At 37.3% G+C, this 18,471-nt stretch carries 14 protein-coding genes and 2 pseudogenes; 11 read left to right on the top strand and 5 right to left on the bottom strand.

Annotation, left to right across the window (positions count from 1 at the left end; genetic code table 11):
• Position 1 precedes the first annotated feature (1 nt).
• From HMPREF9444_RS10450 to HMPREF9444_RS02440, 4 genes and pseudogenes are all read left to right on the top strand, one after another.
• Positions 2-538, top strand: a pseudogene (locus HMPREF9444_RS10450) (sugar phosphate isomerase/epimerase family protein); the annotation flags it as partial.
• A gap of 21 nt (positions 539-559) precedes the next feature.
• Positions 560-1,537 (top strand): TRAP transporter substrate-binding protein, encoded by a 978-nt coding sequence (locus HMPREF9444_RS02450; protein WP_009142750.1) that lies wholly within the window; start codon positions 560-562, stop codon positions 1,535-1,537.
• Between the two features lie 66 nt (positions 1,538-1,603).
• Complete coding sequence (locus HMPREF9444_RS02445; RefSeq protein ID WP_009142749.1) at positions 1,604-2,113, top strand: TRAP transporter small permease; 510 nt, start codon at positions 1,604-1,606, stop codon at positions 2,111-2,113.
• A gap of 2 nt (positions 2,114-2,115) precedes the next feature.
• Positions 2,116-3,429, top strand: coding sequence for a TRAP transporter large permease (locus HMPREF9444_RS02440; RefSeq protein ID WP_009142748.1), 1,314 nt, complete (start codon positions 2,116-2,118; stop codon positions 3,427-3,429).
• Positions 3,430-3,522: 93 nt separating this feature from the next.
• Here HMPREF9444_RS02440 and HMPREF9444_RS02435 read toward each other — a convergent pair whose 3' ends face one another.
• Positions 3,523-4,293, bottom strand: coding sequence for an IclR family transcriptional regulator (locus HMPREF9444_RS02435; RefSeq protein WP_040909117.1), 771 nt, complete (start codon positions 4,291-4,293; stop codon positions 3,523-3,525).
• A 188-nt stretch (positions 4,294-4,481) separates the two neighbouring features.
• Here HMPREF9444_RS02435 and HMPREF9444_RS02430 point away from each other — a divergent pair, with 188 nt between their 5' ends.
• The 5 genes from HMPREF9444_RS02430 (at position 4,482) to HMPREF9444_RS02410 (ending at position 9,470) form a co-directional block, all read left to right on the top strand.
• Positions 4,482-5,525 carry a TRAP transporter substrate-binding protein gene (locus HMPREF9444_RS02430; RefSeq protein ID WP_187363638.1) on the top strand — a complete coding sequence of 348 codons (1,044 nt, stop codon included), beginning with the start codon at positions 4,482-4,484 and terminating at the stop codon, positions 5,523-5,525.
• Between the two features lie 100 nt (positions 5,526-5,625).
• On the top strand, positions 5,626-6,048 hold the full coding sequence (locus tag HMPREF9444_RS02425) for a TRAP transporter small permease (RefSeq protein ID WP_040909116.1): 423 nt from the start codon (positions 5,626-5,628) through the stop codon (positions 6,046-6,048).
• Between the two features lies 1 nt (position 6,049).
• Positions 6,050-7,333, top strand: a complete 1,284-nt coding sequence (locus HMPREF9444_RS02420; protein WP_009142744.1) for a TRAP transporter large permease — start codon at positions 6,050-6,052, stop codon at positions 7,331-7,333.
• On the top strand, positions 7,333-7,941 hold the full coding sequence (locus HMPREF9444_RS02415; RefSeq protein WP_009142743.1) for a class II aldolase/adducin family protein: 609 nt from the start codon (positions 7,333-7,335) through the stop codon (positions 7,939-7,941). The genes HMPREF9444_RS02420 and HMPREF9444_RS02415 overlap by 1 nt, the downstream gene beginning before the upstream one ends.
• A 20-nt stretch (positions 7,942-7,961) precedes the next feature.
• Positions 7,962-9,470 carry a xylulokinase gene (locus tag HMPREF9444_RS02410; protein WP_009142742.1) on the top strand — a complete coding sequence of 503 codons (1,509 nt, stop codon included), beginning with the start codon at positions 7,962-7,964 and terminating at the stop codon, positions 9,468-9,470.
• A gap of 36 nt (positions 9,471-9,506) precedes the next feature.
• Here the strand turns inward: HMPREF9444_RS02410 and HMPREF9444_RS02405 are convergent, their stop codons facing one another.
• Together HMPREF9444_RS02405 and HMPREF9444_RS02400 are read right to left on the bottom strand one after the other, a co-directional pair.
• A complete protein-coding gene (locus HMPREF9444_RS02405) occupies positions 9,507-10,898 on the bottom strand; it encodes a Fic family protein (RefSeq protein WP_009142741.1) in 1,392 nt (463 codons plus the stop codon).
• A gap of 97 nt (positions 10,899-10,995) precedes the next feature.
• Positions 10,996-12,786 carry a DUF6788 family protein gene (locus tag HMPREF9444_RS02400; protein ID WP_040909120.1) on the bottom strand — a complete coding sequence of 597 codons (1,791 nt, stop codon included), beginning with the start codon at positions 12,784-12,786 and terminating at the stop codon, positions 10,996-10,998.
• A gap of 386 nt (positions 12,787-13,172) precedes the next feature.
• On the opposite strand from HMPREF9444_RS02400, the gene HMPREF9444_RS02395 reads away from it, so the two are divergent.
• On the top strand, positions 13,173-13,469 hold the full coding sequence (locus HMPREF9444_RS02395; protein WP_040909115.1) for a hypothetical protein: 297 nt from the start codon (positions 13,173-13,175) through the stop codon (positions 13,467-13,469).
• Positions 13,470-13,968: 499 nt separating this feature from the next.
• Here the strand turns inward: HMPREF9444_RS02395 and HMPREF9444_RS02390 are convergent, their stop codons facing one another.
• Both HMPREF9444_RS02390 and HMPREF9444_RS02385 read right to left on the bottom strand, forming a co-directional pair.
• Positions 13,969-16,779 carry an autotransporter outer membrane beta-barrel domain-containing protein gene (locus HMPREF9444_RS02390; protein ID WP_009142738.1) on the bottom strand — a complete coding sequence of 937 codons (2,811 nt, stop codon included), beginning with the start codon at positions 16,777-16,779 and terminating at the stop codon, positions 13,969-13,971.
• Between the two features lie 400 nt (positions 16,780-17,179).
• Positions 17,180-17,557, bottom strand: a complete 378-nt coding sequence (locus tag HMPREF9444_RS02385) for a hypothetical protein (protein WP_009142737.1) — start codon at positions 17,555-17,557, stop codon at positions 17,180-17,182.
• Between the two features lie 405 nt (positions 17,558-17,962).
• On the opposite strand from HMPREF9444_RS02385, the pseudogene HMPREF9444_RS02380 reads away from it, so the two are divergent.
• A pseudogene (locus tag HMPREF9444_RS02380) lies at positions 17,963-18,471 on the top strand (IS21 family transposase); the annotation flags it as partial.

Here is an 18,471-nt window from a genome sequence, read left to right as displayed (position 1 = left end):
TTTTGGTCTTGTAGTTGGTGGTTTATGCTTACCTAACAAAGATCTTAACTATACAAAAAGTATCATTAAAGAAAACATCAGTACTCTTTTACAAAAGGCAAAAGAACTTAACGTTTCTTTAGGCCTAGAAGCATTACACCCAATGACATGTGCCAACAGATCAGTCCTTTGTTCCATCAAGGAATCTATAGATTGGTGTGAGGAGCTTGATCCTAATTTAGAATACGGCTTCGGAATTATTGTAGATGTTTATCACACTTGGTGGGATCCGGAACTTTTCTCTCAAATAACAAGAGCAAAAAACAGAATTCTTGGTTTTCATGTTTCCGATTGGGACTTTAATACTGTTGATACAGTTTACGGAAGAGTGCTCCCCGGCGACGGTGTTATTGATATTCCGAAAATCAGAGCTGCAGTAGAAGATACCGGTTTTCAAGGTTATATAGAACTTGAAGTATTAAATAAGAAAATAGTTTCCCCAAGGGAAATAAAAAACTATTTACCTTTTTTATTACAAAAAGTTTCATCAAGTTGTTAACAACATAAGGAGATATCACTTATGAAATTGCAAAAAACACTTTTAGGTTTAACCATCGGATCGGCAATTCTTGCCATGAGTCTGACAACAGCACAAGCCAGAGAACTGCGTCTGGCGCACGGCATGACAGTTGATAATGCACAACATATCGGTCTTCAGGCCTTTGCTGACGAGGTTGCCAAACTTTCTAACGGAGAATTAACTGTTACCATTTATCCTAACGGACAATTGGGAGGGGAAAGAGAAACTGCAGAGCAAACTGTTACAGGAGCTCTTGACATGTGCAAAATTAACGGATCTCTTGCTGAAACATTTGAGCCAAAATACGGAATTATGAGTATCCCATTTATGTTCCGTGATTATGAACAGGCAAAAGCTTTCATGTTAAGCGATCTTCCTGAAAAATATTTCTTCCACTCGTCAAAAGATCGTGGCGTAATCGGTTTAATGTTGATTGCAGCAGGTTCAAGAAGTTTCTATGCCAACAAAGCAATTGACAAGCCTGAAGATTTATCAGGCCTTAAAATGCGCGTTCCGGAATCTGATATGTCCATGCGTATGGTAAGAGCAATGGGAGGTCAGCCGACACCTGTTCCTTGGTCTGAAATTTATTCCGCCCTCCAGCAAAAAATTGTTGATGGTGCAGAAAACTCAATTTCTTCATTCGTTGAGCAAAGGCATTGCGAAGTCAACAAATACTACTCTTTTGACGAACATACCATGACACCTGATGTAGTATTAATTTCAGATTTAACTTGGGAAACTTTAAGTCCTGAAGAACAAGACATCATTAAAAAAGCCGCCAAAGTCGGCACTCAAACCAGTATAACAGCTTGGGATGAAAATGATGCAAAGAACCTGCAAAAAGCAAAAGACATGGGAATCCATTTATCCTATCCTGACAAACAGCCTTTCCGTGATAAGACTAAATTTATCTTAGATGAGGAAATGCAAAAGGAAGGATATAAAGAAATTATTGAAGCAATTCAAAAACTCTAAACTCATTTAGACAATAAATTCAGGAGATATTTTTTTATCTCCTGAATTCTCATAGAGGGCATAAAGATGGATCCGTTCCTTAAGACAAGAAAATTTCTTGATCTGCTTATTTATCGAATCTGCAGCGTAATTCTAATATTAATGGTGCTTGATGTAACATGGCAGGTAACCTCAAGATATATACTTAACAATCCGGCTTCATTTACTGATGAAGGTGCCAGATTTTTAATGGTGTGGCTTGGAGTATTAGGTGGCGCCCTGCTTTTTGGCAGAAACGGACATCTTGCCGTTACTTTCGTGACGGATAAGCTAAATCAAGCCAGCCAAAAAACTTTGAACATTATTATTTACATTGTAATTGCCATATTTGCAATATTTGCCATGATTTACGGCGGATATAACCTTTGCATCCGTACTATGCTGCAACCTTCTCCGGCAATAAACATCCCAATGGGATACGTATACTCAATCATTCCAATAGGAGGTTTTATTATTCTTATCTACATATTTTTAAATATTGTAGATATTTTAAAAGGTAGAAGCATCACTCCTCAAGAAGATAAAGCAGGAGAATAGAAATGGACGCAACAATCGGAATTTATCTATTAGTAATATTCGGCATATTAATCGCCTGCGGTTTCCCTATTGCCATAGCTATTGCATGTTCTTCCATATGCATAATGCTTTCCGTAATGCCGATGAAAGTAGTTGCAATTACAGCCGGACAAAAACTTGCAACAGGAATGGACAGTTTCAGCTTACTTGCGGTTCCTTTCTTCGTTCTTGCTGGAAATATCATGAACCAAGGAGGAATTGCAAAACGACTTGTTAATTTTGCCTTCCTTTTTGTCGGAAAAATACCCGGTTCTTTATCTCATGTAAATGTTTTATCCAACATGATGTTTGGTTCAGTATCCGGTTCTGCCGTTGCAGCAGCTGCTGCCGTTGGAAAAACACTGCTTCCGCAAATTAAAAGTACCGGGCTTAATTTGCCTGTTGCATCCGCAATTAATATTGCATCCTGCCCTACAGGCATGCTGATCCCTCCCTCTAACGGCTTAATCGTTTACTCCGTTGTAAGCGGAGGTACATCTATCGGTGCTTTATTCTTAGCTGGATATGTTCCCGGCATTTTAATGGGACTTGGATGCATGATCGTAGGATTTATCTACTTTAAGCTAAAACCTGAACTTGCAGGAAATCAAACCAGAGTCTCTTATACACTGTCCGAAAAACTAAAAATAACTTGGCAGGCTTTACCGAGTCTCGGTCTCATTATCGTAGTCATAGGAAGCATTATCGGGGGTATTTGTACTGCTACGGAAGCAGCATGTATGGCCGTCCTCTATTCTTTGCTTTTTTCTTGGATATACAAGGCAATTAATCTTGAAACTTTGAAATCTATCAGTAAAGACACAATTCACATCAGTGCAATGGTACTGTTTTTGATCGGAGCTTCAACCGTAATGTCTTACATTATGGCCTACGCCCATTTGCCTCAAATGATCAGTGAAGCTTTACTTAGTATTTCTGATAACAAAATTGTAATTTTACTGATTATCAATTTAACCTTATTGATTGTAGGCATGTTCATGGACATGACTCCTGCAATATTAATCTTTACTCCGATCTTCCTGCCGGTTACTACAGCATTAGGCATAGATCCTGTGCATTTCGGTATCATAATTACCTTCAACCTCTGCATAGGAATCGTAACTCCTCCTGTAGGAACAGCCTTGTTTGTAGGATGCAGTGTAAGCAACCTAAAGATTGAACAAGTAATCAAGCCACTATTACCGCTTATCTTTGCTGAAATCGCAATCTTAATGGTTGTAACTTATGTTCCTGAATTAAGTCTTTATTTGCCGAGGTTAACAGGACTTTTGCAGTAGCCGAATAAAATAAACTACATAAAGGTACCGAACTAATTTTACGGTACCTTTATTATTTAAGAGGCAAAATCAATTTAAACACCACAAAATTAATTAAAGTTTTGCTGCTATCTTCGCACTAGCCCTCTTCATTTTTCTGACTAATCCCTTTAACTCAATCTTACTTAAACGTTCTGTCGGTCCGCATACCGCAATTGCACCTATAGAACAATGCATCGAATCAAAAACCGGAACCGCAATATCCATTAATCCTAACTCGTAAGCGCCATCACAAACAGCATACCCAAGATCTCTTATTTTATTTAACTCCTCTTCTAATGCACTCCATGAAATAATAGTTTTATCCGTAAAGCGACTTAATTTAGATTCTTTATGAGTTTCAAGTTCAGAGTCAGACATTTGAGACAAAATACACAGACCGACAGCAGAAGTATGAGAAGGCGCGATTAACCCTGCAGATAAACTTATTGATAAAACTCTTTCCGTTGCTGCGCTTACGTACACCAAAATATGAGTAGGTTCTTTTCCTGCCACATAATAAGGTATCGCCAATTGGAAGCACTCGTTATACTCCGTGCTTAAAGGATCTAAAACTTCTTTACCTGCTCTGCCTAAAGGCAATCTTACCTGCACTGATGAACCGATAAAATAAAATTTTAATCCTAAACCATAAAGCTTATTAATAGGGTTCTGATATACGTATTCTCTCTCTTTTAAAGAATTCAAAATACGATATGTACCGCTTTTAACCATCTTAAGACGCCGGCTTATTTCACTTACCCCCATTTCTCTAGGTTCGGAGGCTAAAAGCTCAACAACGTCAAGCGTTTTGTTTATTAAGTTAATATTCGAAACATCTGCCATTTTTATCCTCGCAGAGGTTATTTTAACATCTTTATATATTTTTATATTATGTTCCAACCTATAAAACAGATATCAAAATATAATTGATCGCGATCACGCAAATCACAATAAAAATGTATATTTACCATTATTTGACTTATTCTATTAGTGTTCCACTCAATGGAACGATGCTATTCTCGGGAGTTAATATGAATCTTGTAAAACCTTTTAAAGCAACTGTTGTCTCATCAATAGCTGCAGCAGCATTATTCTGCACATCAAATGCATTTGCGCTACAGGCTCCTACCATTCAAGCCAAGCCTCAAGTTACAAATAACGCCAATGCAGAATATGTAATGAATATCGGACACGTAGGCGGCGGAGAACACCCTGTCAATATCGCTTTAAAACAATTCAAACAAAAAGTAGAAGAGCGTACACAAGGTAAAGTTGCCGTAAATGTTTATGATAGCGGCTCGTTAGGCGGCGAACTTGAAATGATGGAACAGATGAACTTGGGAACCCTTGAATCATCAGTAATTATGACAGGATCCATTTGGGAAAGATATGACACTGCGGCCAATGTTGCTTTAATTCCTTTCCTTTTTAAATCATTAGAAGGTGCCAGAAAAGCGTGGAACGGTGAATTCGGTGCAAAATTTGCTAAAGACATCATTGAGCCGAACGGAGCCTACGTTCTTTCTTACTGGGAATCAGGCTACCGCCATTTAACTTGCAACGAACATCCTATTGTTAAACCGGAAGATATGAAAGGCATCAAATTCCGTACTAATGAAAATGATATGAAGGTACAGATGTTCAAAGCTATGGACGCCAGCGTCATTATGCTGCCTTTTGGCGAACTCTTCACTGCCTTACAGCAAGGAACAGTTTCGGGACAGGAAAATCCCGCCGCCAACATTCTGGCTTCTTCACTTTACGAAGTTCAACAATATATGTCACTTACCGGCCACATGTATGACAACTGTGTTTTCGGAGTCAACAAAAAATGGTTTGACGCTCTGCCGCAGGACATCCAAACCATCATGAAAGAAGAAGCCGCCTCAGCAAGACTTCTTGAATTGGACTTAAACGATGAAAATAAGCAGATCGAAGAGCTTAAAGCCAAAGGCATGCAGGTTAATGAAGTTGATAAAGATGCATTTATTAAACGTGTCCAGCCTATTTGGGATCACTTCAACAAAGAACACGGTCCTGAATGGATCGAACTTGCTTTGAAATCTCAGGAATAAATCAAGTAATAAAAATAAATATAGGTAGACAAGCGCTATGGACTTAATGAAAAAAATACAAACCTTAGTTAGGTTTATTTGCTCATTTGCAATAGCATTAATGAGTACTATTGTTCTGCTGCAAGTTATCAACCGCAATATTTTCGGCAGTTCCTTTAAATGGGTTGAGGAGCTCTCGGGAATGTGCATGATTTGGATAACCTTCTTAGGAGCAGCACTGGCTACAACATTAAATGCACACACTAGAATCGAGCTTTTTGTCAATTTGTTGCCAAAGCGCTTGTCTAAATTGGTTTATGCCTTAGGCGACATCGTCTGCGCCGGATTTTCCTTGGCTTTAAGCTGCTATAGCTATCCACTTATAGTAGCCAATATTCATACGATGTCTCCAGCCATGAAAATCTCATTATCGTTCAACTATATAGTTTTCTGCATTGCCACAATTTTAATCTGCATCTTTTATTTAATACGCGCCAAAGCTGATTTTGCCGAAATGATGGCTGTTGATAAGGAGAACAAATAATATGGATCCCGTAGTTATTATTTTTGTCGTTCTAGCTCTATGTCTTATTCTCGGCATTCCGGTTGCTTTCTGTATCGGTCTTAGCGCTATTTCATTCCTTTTATATCAAGGCTATCCGTCACCGATGGTAATGGTGCAAAGAATGGTTGACGGAGCCAAATCTTATACCATGATGGCACTGCCGATGTTCATTTTTGCTGGTGCCTTAATGGCATACGGCAGTACACCTCGTCTTATGAAACTGGCAAACATGCTCGTAAGCAGGGTTCCGGGAGGACTTGGTGCCGCAACTCTCGTAACTTGCGGATTTTTTGGTGCTGTATCCGGTTCCGGAGTTGCATCGACTGCCGCGATCGGCGGCATCGTCGGCAAGGAAATGCTTAAACAAAAATACAGCATGGGAATCACTGCCGGCATTTTAGCAGGAGGAGGCGTAATGGCAACTTTGATTCCGCCTTCTCTTGTCATGGTTATTTATGCAGGATGCACAGGCGTATCAGTAGGCGATATGTTTATTGCCGGAGTAGGACCGGGCATCTTCATCATTTTACTTTTAATTTTAATGAACTGTGTTATAGCAAAAAGACGCGGAATCGGCAGTGGTGAAGTTGCTGTCTATACTACAGCTGAAAAAATCAAAATTGTAGCAGACGCATTACTGCCTCTTTTTATGCCGGTAATTATTATTGGAGGAGTTTTAAGCGGAATATTAACTCCTACAGAAGCCTCTGTTATTGCGGCTGCCTATGCCTTGCTTCTTGCAGTTTTTGTCTATAAAGAAATGACCTTTAAAGACTTTTTAGATGCAACATCTGAAAGCGTCATTACCTCTGCCATTATTCTATTTATCATTTCCTCAGCCACTCCGTTCGGTTGGTTAATGGCCACCCAAAATGTTCCGCAGATGTTCACCCAAGCGCTTTTAAGTCTTACAACGAATCCCTACATGATCCTACTTGTATTCTTCTGCCTATTGTGGGTACTAGGATGCTTCATGGAAACCATCTGTATCATTATTTTAGTTACCCCGATTCTATTCCCTATAGTTGTATCAATGGGCATGGATCCGATCCATTTCGGCGTTGCAATGATGGCAAACCTTGCCGTAGGAGGTATCACACCGCCCCTATCAGTAGGATTATTTACCGCTTGCCGTATATTAAACTGCAAAGTAGAAGATACTTTCCCTGATGTTTTGTACATTATCGGAATCATTACTATAGTAGCAGCCGTAACTTTCATCTTCCCGGATCTTTCCATGTATCTTGTTGAGGTCTTGAAATAATGAATGAAGCACAAATACGCGATGAAATAATTTTCGTCTGCAGACAGCTTAGGAAAAAGAATCTTGTCAATGCTACACATGGCAATATTAGTGCCCGTTTCGACGAAAAAATGCTGATAACTCCGACAGGTTGTGATCTGGAGACAGTACAACCTGAAGATCTCGTAACCATGGATATTAAAAGCGGCAAAGTTATTTCTGACGGCAATCCGTCAAAAGAATATGCAATGCATCTCTTTGCCTACAGAGAGCGCTCTGATATCAGCGGTATAGTTCACGCCCACAGCCCCAATAGTGTGGCTGTAGGCTGCTTGCCTGACACCAATCCTGATAACATTACACCGGCTTATACGCTTGCATTTGCGCTTTTTACCAAAGAACTACCGATGATAGGCTACTATAAAGCAGGCTCTCATGAGCTTGCTGTAAAAGCCGTAGAAAAACTTAAAGATCATAATGCCGTTCTTTTAGCTCATCACGGACTTATTACAATCTCCGATACTTTAACCAAAGCATACTACAGGCTTGAGGAAATCGAAGAAAACAGTCTTATTGCCTTGCAGATCGGCATTAACGGTAATAAGGCATTGGATCCGGATAATCTGTAACATGATAAGAAAATTTAAAAATGAATAAAAAACAAGATCTTTTACTCGGCATAGATATCGGGACAACCGGAGCAAAATGTACTTTTTACGATTTACATGGCACCCCGGTTTCCTCCGGATATCAAGAATACCGCATGATTCATCCGCAAGAAAACTGGACAGAGCAAGATCCTAACAAGTGGTGGCAAGCGGTAAAAGAAAATATTCAGCTTTGCATTGATAGTGATGATATTGACACCGCATGCGTTGTCGGTATCGGTGTCAGCAGCACCAATGCTGTTATGCTTCTTGGTAAAAACAACAAAATCATTTATAACGGCATCGGCTTACACGATCAAAGAGCGGATCCCCAAGTTGCTTGGCTAAAAGAGAACGTCGGAGAAGAAACTGTCTTTAATATAACAGGCAATAATATAGTTAAAGGATCTTTTGCTTTACCGACTTTGCGCTGGTTTATAGACAACCGCCCCGATCTTATTGATGAAACAGAGAAATTTCTAATTCCCAACGGTTTTATTATTAAAAAACTGACCGATAAATATTCCATCGATAAACCGCGCAGCGGCTTAACTTTATTAAACAATCTTAAAACAGGGACCTGGTCTTCTGAAATAGTAAAAAAGGCTCAAATTCCGGAAAAGATATTACCTCCAATTTTTAATTCATGTGAAATTGTAGGACATGTAACAAAACAAGCAGCACAATCTACCGGTCTTAAAGCAGGAACGCCTGTTGCTGCCGGAGCCATTGATACAATTTCAGCTACTATCGGAGCAGGAGCGGTAAATCCCGGTGACTGTGCCATTACCATCGGAAGCAGCGGGAGAATATGTCAAATCAGTAAAGATCCGGTATTTAAGCCGCATATTCTGTCAACCGCAAGTGCTTTTCCCAATCTGTTTACTGCAGTTCAAACAACTGACAATGCCGGAATTTCACTTAAATGGTTCAGAGACACCTTCGGTAAAATGGTTTTACCGGATGCCCTATCAGCAGGCATCAGTGTTTACGATCAAATGAATCGTTTATGCGTACAATCGCAACCCGGGGCAAAAGGACTTATATATCTTCCTTACCTTTCAGGAGAAAAAAGCCCGATATGGGATCCTAATGCCAGAGGAACTTTTTTTAATATTAACCTTGATACTACATATAGTGATTTTATTCGAGCAGTAATGGAAGGAGTTGCGTTTTCGATACGGCACTGTATGGAAATGATTAATACAAATGAAAATGACTCCCCTATTCCGATTGGCGGAGGCATTGCTAAAAGCGACATCTGGTGCCAAATTTTTGCTGATATCTTAAACCGTCCTATTGTTCAACTTGCAACGGAGGAAACCGAAACTTTAGGTGATATCATCATCGCTGCACAAGCTTTAAAAATTGATGAAATAAAGTCTGATTTTGGAAAAATTTTAGCTTTAAAAGGAAAAATTAAAAAACCTAATCACCAGCTTACCGATAAATATAACGATATGTTCAATAAATATAAAGAATTATATTTATCAATTAAGCACTTATTTTAAATTTATAGGGGCTGTAAAATTTAGCCCCTATAATTTCTATACCATCGCATTTTTAATTTTATGCAAAACATCTTGTTTTATTTCTTGAATTCTACTGTTTATATCAGATTGCAAAGGAAAATTCCTGTAAAAATACTCCTTTTTATTAAATACATAAAACATATCTTCAAAAGATATATTTTCGCTAATATGTATTCTTATATCCCGCATACTATAATTTCGATTAATATTTGAAAGCATATACAAAAAAGAATAATTATTTGCTTTTTCTATAATTAACTTATCCTGTTCAGTTAATTCATTTAAATTCAGGCCGTCAAGATTTCTAAACACTAGTAATTCTTTATTTCCAATATTTAATAAATCTTTTTTACCGTAAATTGTGATTACAATTTCTTGTTTGTGAAACAATTCTACAGCTGATTTAGTACCGTCTAATATTTTTTGAGCCAAAGGTATTAACAATGAATTATATATTTCAATTTTGTCTTTAAGACTTGCTGATCTTTGTTTTGCTGAAATTACTTTTTTATAGTTTCTTTTAATAATTGCAAGTTCTTTTGCAAAATCATCATCTTCTTCTATATTCTCACCTTTAGCCGCCTTAATGCATAACTTTAAGGCACGAATAAGACAAGACGTCATATATTGAATAAATGGCAATAATTTTTCTTTTACGGCATGAGCGCCATCCGAGGGTAAAGCACCTACTGCTAAATCACACTCATAAAGGGCATCTAAATAAGCATCTTTATCATCACTTTTTATCACTATCATCGGATATCCGTGTCTTGCCAGAATATAATTTACAAGCAATCTTGCTATTCTGCCATTACCGTCTTCAAACGGATGTATTCGTATGTAGCGATAATGAAATATTGAAGCAAGCTCAACTGGCGACAGTTTTTGTTTTTCTTCTTCATCGTTATACCAACAAACAAGATCTTTCATTAAAGCAGGTATTTCCTCAGGAAGGGCGTATTCAAAAGTTTCTCCAGTTGCAGTTAAAACTGAATTAGGCCTTGTTTTATATTTACCTGCATGTACTGTATATAATGATATTGGACCACCCGGTAATTGTCTATACACCTCATAATCTTCGCGCAGCAGCGTATGATGAAGAAGCCGTATAAATGATTCGGTAAGTTTTTGCTCTTCGGGATTATTACTTTTTGCCTGTTCTTCAATCATTTTAAGACAGACATTATGCGCTTTCATCTCCTCTAAATCCTGCATGTTTGCTTCATTTATAACCCTACCGAATAAAAGTAAAAACTCTGTCTGCCCATAAGTTAATGTATTTCCTTCAATATGATTTGAATTATAGTTAAATTCAAGCATGAATTTTCTCTTCAGCCTTTTACCATAAACTTCATTAATAGGCTGCAAATCCTGCCACTGACTAAATAATTGTTCTAACTCCGTCATAATTTTTCCCTGTATTTTTAATCAATTCAGCTAAAATTACCTTCTAACAATTTTAATAAAGACGCATCTATTGCATTCTAAATATTCACAAACTTATTTATGCTAAATTGCGCAAATATTCTTCAACATTCAAGTATTGAATACCGTCTATTATCTTATTTTCACCTCGATATAAAACATATTTTCCTAAAATAGTTCCGAATCTATGCTCAGTATCAGCACATTTTTTTATATCAACCAAATGCCGATATTGGGTGGATACTACTTTATCACTATGTTTTATCTCAAAAATTTTGCAGTTTCCCGCGTCAGGATCAAATATCACCATATCAAACTCACCAACAGGAAATTGCAAAACAAAAACCTGTTGCTTAGGATTTGATATTTTGGTTTCAAGCAAAACAATATCTTCAAGCATCCTTCCGCGAATTTCACTTAAAATGCGCTCTTGCACTGTCTTTCGCTCTGCAAAAGACAATGAACTAAATTCTTTATCAATAAGCAAACTGTTAATTAAGGCACCAGACTGCGCATAACGCAGTCCCGGCTGCGAGATTAGTGTACGTGTTGTTTTTGTACTGACATCGGGTAAAAACAAAACATCAATATCACATGTCAAATCAAGTAAATCTAAATACTCTTTAACTTCTAATGCATGAATATGCTTTATATCAATCTTTTGTTCTTCTTTATTTAAAATATTCAGAAGCTTTTTAATACTATCAGTAACCTTAGATGTATTTATGCGATCCAAAATATCATTCGGATTTTCTCTATCTTTACGTAAATTATTGGCTGAAATACCCAAATCATGGGATTTAAAATTCTTGGTTAAAACATCAATGGTAAAACGATGGTTAATATCCTCTACGACGCGATTTACTACACTTGTCAATTCATCCTTTTCATATAAATCTTTTAAATTCCTAAAATGATTTTCGTATTGATAACACCTAAGCGAATGCTGAATGTTGCGGGCTATTGCCGTATCTACATATTCATCAGCTTTTTTCTTATCGGCAAAAGGAGAATTTTCATTATAGTTAATACCGCTCATGCTCATAGTTCCACCGTAGCGGATATATTCATCAATACCGTGAATACCCAGAACCATTTCAAATTCACGATAGGAAATAAAGGTTGTATGAAGCAAAATACCGCGATCATAAAGCTGTTCGTCTTCGGTAAAAATGAATCCTAAAGAATCGGTACCGGACAAAACTACTTTCATTCCGCATGATGCAAAAATATCTGAAAAAAGAGCTGCTCCTTCAATAAAATCCTCCATTAAGGTAACTTCATCCAAAAATACAAATTTAATTCCTTGTTTTTGCAAAATTTTTAAATCGTGATTAACCTCAGCAAGTGTATTTTTTGCCGTTATTTGAATAAAAGCTGAACATGCTAAATCACTTTTCTGCATATCGGCAAAAATCTGCCTTATCATTGTAGTCTTGCCGGTGCGGCGCAAACCGTAAAGAATTAAAACCTTATCTTTAAAATCACCGTAAATATAATCATAAAGTTGATTAAAGCACTCACGTTTTTTATATGTTCTTACAGAACGTGCAAACAAGCGCAGATCTTCTCCCATAAGAATATTGGTAATAAATCCAGATTCTTGTAAAGAAGATAGATCCTCTACATCCAATTGCTTTTTTAAATCTTTTATTTCTTTTTCAAGTTTCTTACGTAAATCTATCTTTGCTTTTAAGTCATCCAAATCTTGTGCCGGAATAAATTTTTCTCTGCGTTTTTTATTCTCTGTAAAACGATGATAAAAATATGTCTTGCCGTTAACTGTTTTCTTGGTAATGGAGCCGATTGGCAGCGAAGCAATCTTTTCTTGAAACTCTGCTATACGATTGTTTGTTTCATTAAAAGTCATATCAGCCCCCATACATAAAACTTTTTTATATTATACCCTTTTGTCAATTTTATGGGTATAAAGAGTATAAAAACCGATATAATCTTTTTTCTAAAAAAATCTCTTTACCGTCTTAAAATCAATAAAGGGAATATTTTAATTGTTGTTGACACTTGAATTTACGTGATAGAAATTTAATTCAAAATCTTTCCGGCAAAGTCTTCATCTTAATTTTTATCTCGGAAAGTAGAGTTAATAATTCCAACATCTTTTAAAATCTTTTCAATTTGCATCCACAGCGAAACATAAGGATTTGTTTCGTAATATTTAATATTTACACCTTTGAGGCCTTAGAGCCGTACCGTAAGCGCAATTGCATCGAAGCGTTTTTCAATAAAGACAAAAATATGAATGACGGCAACAAGCCCCGCGTTCATACCTGTGATTGTTTACGCGGCAGAATGTTCGTGCAGTTTCTTTCCTTATGCTATTACGAATTTCTTTATGAAAAAATAAGACAAATGAAAATCACTGTTGATGAAGTCTTAAACAAACAGCATCTTGACGCTGCGGCTAAAGAAACTCATCAAAGTCTTAAACGTTGGCTGCAGAATAAATCATTGCATGAGATTTTAGATTGGTTTGACTGTATTGAATGTATCTCAATAGTAAAACCCGACAGCTTTCCGGCTAAAAAAAATTAAAATCACCACCGAGACCACGGCCCGTGACCGTCTGTTCCTAAAATATCTGGGAATGCTTACTAATTTTAACAGGTAAACAAGATCCTACTTTTAGGTTTAATAACAAAACTTAATGTAACAAATAAAAAAAATAATAGAAAAAGATATATAACAAGAAAGTACTGTATTGGTAGCAAAAGTACAAATAATTTATATACTCACTTTAAAACCGTCAGTTAAAATAAATCTAAAACACTACACTCTTTGAAGCGTTATTTACCAGCAATTAATCTTCTTTTATTCTTTTTACTACTAATTAACATCAGCCCAAGCTGAACAAACAAATCTGATATCTAAAAAACAAGAAAAAATAACGGCAAACGATAATCGAGTATCAATAAATATTTATTAAGAAAACGAATAATACAAATAGGACCGCGTGAGGCAAATTTCATGAAACATAGAAAATTCGCGGTCCAAATAGCGATCCGCCCTTTACTTTATCAGGACGGATATAAACTTAAAAGTGCCAGTTAATGTAAACTTGACCGGAAAGTCCTTCCCTTTCTCCGCTATAACCGTTACCTCCGACACTAAATTCAATATCCTTGGCATCATTTGTATACGATATACCCAAAGAATATATCCCGCTACCTCCATCTATATTTGTGCCGTTTAGATGAAGTATGCCATCAGCATCTTTTGCCGTACCGGAAGCTTTAGCTTTAATGATTCTCTCATAGGCCATGCCCACATACGGATGCCAATTAGCATCAAAATTAATATTCAATACCGAGCCTATCCGAATACGATGAGCATTCAAATCATCATATTTGAAATCGGCTCCGCCTACTTCAGCGTTTCCGGCAACAAAATGCTCCTCCCCGGATCGTCCGTCATAAAAATAAGATAAATACGGACGCGCACTTAAACGGGAAGATAATTTAGCATCAAGAGAAGCACCAAGATGCGCACCCCAATAAGCAGAGCTTTCACTTAAATCAGCATTAACTTTACTTAAAGACGTTTGAAACTCGTTTTTTAATATACCGCCTTTTACATAGGAAGAAATATTTACCAAATACGGAGTCTGCCAAGTGGCATACATACCGACTCCTGCAAAAGTGTGACTGCCGGAATCATGCCGACTCTTACCTTCTTCCGTCTTAATTTTAGTACGGTATTTTGTATGTCCGGTCTCAAAGAACGGGCCTAAATCAACAGATCCGAAAGAAACCGAATATCCGACGATTCCTGTGAAGATATCTGCATTAATCGTATCGTTATACCTAAGCTCTCCGCCCTTTGCCGCTACAAACAGACCTTCATGTTTTCCGTTACGTGATTTTAATGCCGTATCGACAATTAAATCATCTGCTGCAAACATAGTTGCATATACTGACGCCGAAGATTCCATCAATGCATTCGATTCCGGATTTACGCTTTCACGCGGCTCAATCGGATCTTCTGACTTTATTTGAGCAATAAGCAAATCATCGGTTTTTAAAAACAAGTCATACTGTGAAGCCTTAATTTCACTTTCTCTGACTCGCAAAACACTTTCAACAGTGCGTAAATCCAAATCGGTTTTTAGCTCATTAAGCGATGCTCCTGCATAAATCAAATTTGCAGCAGAATTAAGCGCAAAACCTGACTTACTTGACACCAAACTTATTTCATCACCGACATCAGCTTTCAGTCCCTGTGCAACGATAGCAACTTTTGACTTATCATCTCCGGTATGAAATACAACCGGCATTTCACCATTAACTTTAATAACAGCACCATCGGAATTAACTATTCCTTGCAGATCTTCTGTTAAGAAAAAATTCAAGGAGGCATTTTTACCGACATTAAAAACGGTCAAATCCGACAAACCTGCCACATTCCAATAAGAATCCGTTGCCTTGCCGGCCGATCCTAACTCCATATTTAAGCTTCCGGAGCCTAAAACCGTTGTTATACCTGAAAATTTTACCGTGCCCTCACCACTGCTATTAATGTTTACACTACCGTTATCCATAGCTATAACGGAAAGACCGTTGTTGCTGAAATTTTTCTTAATATCAACAATACTTTCAGATCCGGCACTTATCGCATTTACGGCAGTAACGTTTAAATCGTTATTTATAACAACATGTGCATTGCTATTAGTTCGTATAGCATAGCCATCAGCACCGTTAACGCTTAATACAGCACTATCAGCAGTTAATTCAGCGTTATTGTCAGCATATATAGCCCATGCCTTCGGTACCTTATCAATATCTGTCTGCAGCTGCTCTATCGTTACATTAGCCTCTGCTTTTAAATATAAACCTATTGCCTGATTTAATATATTGTTTTGTATAACGTTAACAGTCTTTGCTGCAACTTTCTTATCTGTATATATTCCGTAAGCATTCTTTACATTTGTTTCAAAAAAAGATACTTTTTGATTAAAAGAATAATCTCTATCGGAAACTAAAGGCAAAGCATATGCCGTTCCTTCAGGAGAATTTTGTAAAGTAAAATCAAGATTACCGTCTATATTTATATCCTGCTCATACTCGGCATACAGTCTTGAGGAAGAAAAATAAAAGCCGTACAACGTTTTCGCTGCATTATTTCCATCTACTGATAATAATAAGTCACCGTCAATTAAAGCATTTCCTCCAGGGCCGAATTGAATACCCTGAACTGTAGAATCATAAGCACTGCCGATAATGTTTATTTGATTTTTTCCGTGTAATGACAACATCGCATCTTCCTGAAGCAAGGTGCCTATTACATTTTTTGCCGTCGAAGCGGTTACTGAGCGCCGATCGAGATTCATAGTAAAATCATTATTAACTTCGACATTTCCTGCCCTAAGCATAAATCCATATGGAAGTGAGCCTTCAAGAACAGTTGTATCGTTGGCAAAAATGACTTTACCGGGATTATGAATTTTTGCATCCGTTGATCTGATAAAAGCCTGCTCATTATAATCAGCGCCTACATCAGCAAAAGCATCCTGCTTTTGCAGCACCACCTTACCTCCGGAAAAGGTTAAGGATTTACCTGAAGTTGCATCAATAACGTACGACTGAGCAACCGCAAAAGATCCGCGAGGGTCGTCGGAGGAAATTGAGTTAATTAAAGTTAAAGTTTTATCACCGGCGACACTAATCGTAATATTCTGACCGACTGGAACATTTACCGTATTGCGATCTGGTACATTTACCGTTGTGTCTTCTGCATAATTTTGCGAAGTCACAATAGTGTCCTCAGCAGCTGCCGATAACGATATATAAAGTATCGCCGATGAGGTTGCTGCAGCAAGCGGAGTCATCTGCGTCAAAGCGTTTTTCATAGACTTTCCTTATCCAAGATGAAAAACAAGGCATACGGCACTATCAACACACCAAGCTGTAAGTACAGTATCCTCAACAAATAAAAACACCGCCTAAAACTCATAAAAAAAACAAAGAATTAAGGCGATTCTTGCCGTTATACGTCCCGCTTACGGAACGACTTTCAGTTCAAAAAAGCAAGTTATAAACAGTCATTCGGTTTTACCCATATTTTTTTGCTGTAACTTAGTTTTCTGAAATAAATTCAACGCCTTGGGTGTCGTCAATCTATGAGATGTTTAACGAATAGATCCCGCTTTAGCTTTCAATATCCGCTGCATTCAATTCAAAAACGCCATCCGTGCCACTGACATTAACACTGTCCATACAAAGACAGTACTTATAACTAATCAGACCGTATTAGCTGTATTCAGTAGCTTTATTCCAATTGTAAGGAGGTAACATTAAACAATGTTCCTTACTAAAATTAACCTCTAAACTTTTATTGAAAACTTCTACCAGGCTGCCTACAAATTTGCGGTTTGGCTCCCCAAAAGAACAATCTGCATTAACCTTACTTAAATTACAAAATCCGACATCAACGCGATATTTGCAGACTTTAGTATGCTTTTTAACAAAAACAGAAATAGAAGAATATGCAATCAATACAAAAAATGATTTATATATCAAAAAGATAGTTTTGATAGACAAAAACAACTTTGAAAAGGTTTGAGCACACTTTTCTACCAATCCGAAGCGCGGCGGCGGAAGGGCTTTTTGAATATATTGATTGTTCATTTTTTTGCCTTCATATTTTGCAAAGATGAATAGATCTCAAATCAGAGTACAGTATATTGTATGTTTAAAATGAGAACATGATAAATAAAATCAATAAATTAATATTTAACATTTACTTTAATTCCAATATTTATCACAAACTCTAAATTTTTTTACTTCACCACCAATCACACAAACAAACGCATTTCTAAACCGCTTAGCACCGATAAAAACAAAAGAAAACTGGATCTTACGTAGAAAAGGATCCGGCAATTCGCAACAAAGGATCCGTTGATATTTTCTCGGGATCTTTTAATTTTCAGACCGTCAATCCGTGACCGGGATCAGGTCGTTCATGACAAAGGATCTTTTACGCTCCTGAAAGCAGGGTAATACCGCCTTGTGTTTTTTATTCAGGAGACGATTATGATCCGCAAAGTAAATGTCAAATTAATTCTCGAGCTTAGAGATAAAGGCTTATCTCGAACCGAAATAGCTAATTCACGACATATTTCACGACGGTCGGTTAATGAGGTATGCAAAATAGCCCAAAGTTTGGGGATTGCTTATCGGGATGTTATCGCTAAAAGCGAAGATGAAGTGTATAAGCTCATTTATCCGCATAAATACGGATATCTCAATGAAGACTTTTATGCCAAACCTGACTACAGAGAAATCCATGCGGAGCTGCGCCGGGTCGGAGTTACGCTGAAGCTGTTATGGCAGGAATATACTGCTAAAGCCCGTACGGAAGATAAGGTTCCGGTCAAATATTCTAAATTCTGTGATGATTACAGTAAGTATGTTGAAGAGCATGAATTTACAAGTCATATTATTCGCAAGCCGGGAGTAAGCTGTGAAGTCGATTGGGCGGGCAAAACCTTGAGTCTTTACGACCACAGTAAAGAGCATAAGGTTTATTTGTTCGTCGGAGT

This window comes from Succinatimonas hippei YIT 12066, assembly GCF_000188195.1.
Classification (GTDB): Bacteria; Pseudomonadota; Gammaproteobacteria; order Enterobacterales; family Succinivibrionaceae; genus Succinatimonas; species Succinatimonas hippei.
The sequence above is the reverse complement of the archived record's forward strand: the minus strand, read 5'-3'. Positions and strand labels throughout refer to the sequence as shown.